This window comes from Pararcticibacter amylolyticus (assembly GCF_003130405.1).
In the GTDB taxonomy this organism is placed as follows: domain Bacteria; phylum Bacteroidota; class Bacteroidia; order Sphingobacteriales; family Sphingobacteriaceae; genus Arcticibacter; species Arcticibacter amylolyticus.
Genome location: NZ_QEAS01000025.1, coordinates 59,403 through 62,485, shown reverse-complemented (window position 1 = coordinate 62,485; position 3,083 = coordinate 59,403). Strand labels below are relative to the sequence as shown.

3 protein-coding genes are annotated in these 3,083 nt (G+C 45.3%); 2 read left to right on the top strand and 1 reads right to left on the bottom strand.

Annotated elements, in window-relative coordinates; translation table 11 throughout:
* Positions 1–769 (bottom strand): tRNA pseudouridine(38-40) synthase TruA (gene truA, locus DDR33_RS26020; protein ID WP_109418042.1); only part of this gene is annotated, 769 nt, incomplete at its 3' end.
* A 134-nt stretch (positions 770–903) separates the two neighbouring features.
* Between truA and DDR33_RS22430 the strand changes: the two genes are divergently transcribed.
* Positions 904–1,374 (top strand): DUF4293 domain-containing protein, encoded by a 471-nt coding sequence (locus DDR33_RS22430; RefSeq protein ID WP_109418041.1) that lies wholly within the window; start codon positions 904–906, stop codon positions 1,372–1,374.
* 83 nt (positions 1,375–1,457) lie between these two features.
* Positions 1,458–3,083 (top strand): DEAD/DEAH box helicase (locus DDR33_RS22425; RefSeq protein WP_238387904.1); only part of this gene is annotated, 1,626 nt, incomplete at its 3' end.

The window sequence follows — 3,083 nt, the reverse complement described above, 5'->3', positions numbered from 1 at the left end:
AACTGCCTATATACGGATAACGTACTTCAGTGAGGTAAAGGCCGCAGGCAGGGACAGATGTACCGGCATTCGAGCGGTTTTTACTGGCAATGATGTCATGTATAGCTTCGGGGGGGATTGTTCCTTTCCCGATCATGATCAGAGTGCCGACAATCGCACGAACCATGTTCCGCAGAAATCTGTCAGCGGAGATGTGAAATACAAGGCCGTCTTCATTCTCAAGCCATTCGGCGCGGGAGATTTTGCAGTTGTTTGTGAAAACCTGGGTATTGGATTTACTAAAGCAGCTGAAATCAGTGTAATTTAAAAGCTCTGATGCTGCCAGGTTCATCCGGCCGACATCAGGAGAATCTCTTAGCAGCCAGGAATACTGATGCTTGAACGGGTTTTTATGAAAGTGGATATGATATTCGTAGGAGCGAAGAGTGGCATCGAAGCGCGTGTGAGCGTCTTCATGAACGGCGTGTATCGTTTTAATGGCAATCTCGTAGGGAAGAAGAGCGTTCAGGCTGTTGAGGAAAGACGGGTTGCCTGCAAGTTCTTTCGGCCTGCCTTCCCCGGTTTCCACATCGAAATGGGCGAAGAACTGCCGGGCGTGTACACCTGTGTCTGTCCTTCCGCAGCCTACAGTTTCTATATCCTGCCTGAGAATAGTAGAGAGGGCCTTGTCAAGAAGTTCCTGCACGGTAACCGCATTAGGTTGAATCTGCCAGCCGTGAAACCTGGTTCCATCATAAGATAGTTCTGCAAAATAACGCCTGTTGCTCACGCTTCAAACTTAAAAAAATCTTCCCTAAGTATCAGAGTATATCAGCGTGATATATGGAATGACTTATAACAGAATAGAGAATCCGTTGCAACAAACAGAGAATTTTCTATAAGTTTGTGTGTTTATATACGACTATGATCCAAAGAATTCAAACCATCTGGCTATTCCTGACGACAACAGTAATTTTTGCGCTTTTCCTGTTCCCTTATTTACAGATCCTGAATGCCAGCGGCACCGCCAAGGCGGTAAAGGTCACCGGGGTATATGAAAATATAGGCGGGCAAATAGTTCAGACCTCTGATTTCACCGGGCTTACAATAGCTACTGTCATTCTGGGATTGCTGCCTTTCGTGATTATTTTCTTCTTCAGGGAAAGACAGAAGCAGATCAGGCTTTGTTATCTTGTTATAGTTCTCATCCTGGGTTACAGCTTCTGGATGGCTCAAACGGCTAAAAGCGTAATAGGGGATCTTCAGCTTCAATTGCAGAACTATGGGATTGGCGTCATTCTGCCCTGCCTGGCGGTATTGTTCATCATTCTGGCGTTAAGAGGGATCCGCCATGATGAGAAGCTGATAAAATCAGCTGACAGGCTTCGGGCATAAATTCATGTTGCAACTATTATTTTTGAAGATAATTTCTTATCTTTGCAGAATACCGGCAATAAAGCCGGTTTTTTATTGTTATCATGAACCCATTTAGTGAACTGGGAATCCGTCATGATATTGTTAATGCCATAACTGATCTGGGTTTTGAGAACCCAACGCCAATCCAGGAACAATCGATCCCGGTATTACTCTCAGGCAGCAACGATTTTGTCGGATTAGCCCAAACCGGCACAGGGAAGACAGCCGCATTCGGTCTTCCTTTGTTAGAATTAATTGATTTTACGAAGAATTACCCACAGGCATTAGTTTTATGCCCAACAAGGGAATTGTGTTTACAGATCGCCAGTGATCTGAACAACTACTCGAAAAACCTCAGCAATGTGAATGTTGTTGCCGTATATGGCGGTGCAAGTATTTCAGATCAGCTGAGACAAATAAAGAGGGGGGTGCAGATTGTGGTAGCTACTCCCGGACGTATGCTCGACATTATTGGCCGTAAAGCCATCGACTTCTCAGAAGTAAGATATGTTGTGCTTGACGAAGCAGATGAAATGCTCAACATGGGCTTTCAGGAAGATATTGACCATATCCTGTCGACTACACCGGCCGACAAGAAAACATGGTTATTCTCTGCTACCATGCCGGCTGAAGTAAGAAGGATCGCCAAGAATTACATGACCGATCCTTTTGAACTAACCGTAGGTAAACAGAATACAGGAAACGCAAATATCGACCACGAATACTACGTGGTGCGTGCCCGTGATAAATATGCCGCTTTTAAGCGTATTGTAGACTTCAATCCTGAGATCTTCGGAATTGTTTTCTGCCGTACTAAGGTGGAAACTCAGGAGATCGCTGAATCGCTCATTAAGGACGGTTATAACGCTGATTCATTGCATGGGGACCTTTCTCAGCAGCAGCGTGATAAGGTGATGAAACGCTACCGCGACCGCAGCCTTCAGTTGCTGATTGCAACCGATGTGGCAGCCCGCGGAATAGATGTGAATGATGTTACTCACGTAATCAACTATTCACTTCCCGACGAAATTGAGAACTATACTCACCGGAGCGGACGTACTGCCCGTGCAGGGAAATCTGGTGTCTCCATCTCTATTGTAAATGCGAAAGAGCTCGGAAAGATCCGTCAGATTGAGCGCGTCATCGGCAAGAAGTTTACAAAAGTAGAAGTTCCGGGAGGTTTTGATGTTTGTGAAAAACAACTTTTTGCTTTAGTGCACCGCGTGCACCAGGTAGAGGTGAACGAGACACAAATGGAGCCCTATATCGCCCGTATTATGGATGAGTTTGCGGAGATGGATAAGGAAGAAATCATCAAGCGTTTTGCTTCACTTGAATTTAACCGTTTCCTTGAATATTATAAGCACGCTCCAGATCTTAATGCGCCGGTAGGTGAAGAAAGAGGGGGAGTGCGTACAGAGCGCTTTGCCAGAACTTCTTCAAGAGGAGAATATACCCGCCTGTTCATTAACCTTGGTTCGGTAGATGAGTTTACCCGCGGAGACATGCTTGGCTTTATCTGCAACAACGGAAAAATAAGCGGTAAGTCGATCGGAAAAATCGATCTGAAAGGTGTTTATACTTTCTTTGAAGTGGAGAATGCACAAACAGATCATCTTCTGCAGAATTTCAAATCGGTTGATTTCAACGGCCGGAACGTAAGAGTAGAAGTAGCCGGTGACCGCGAT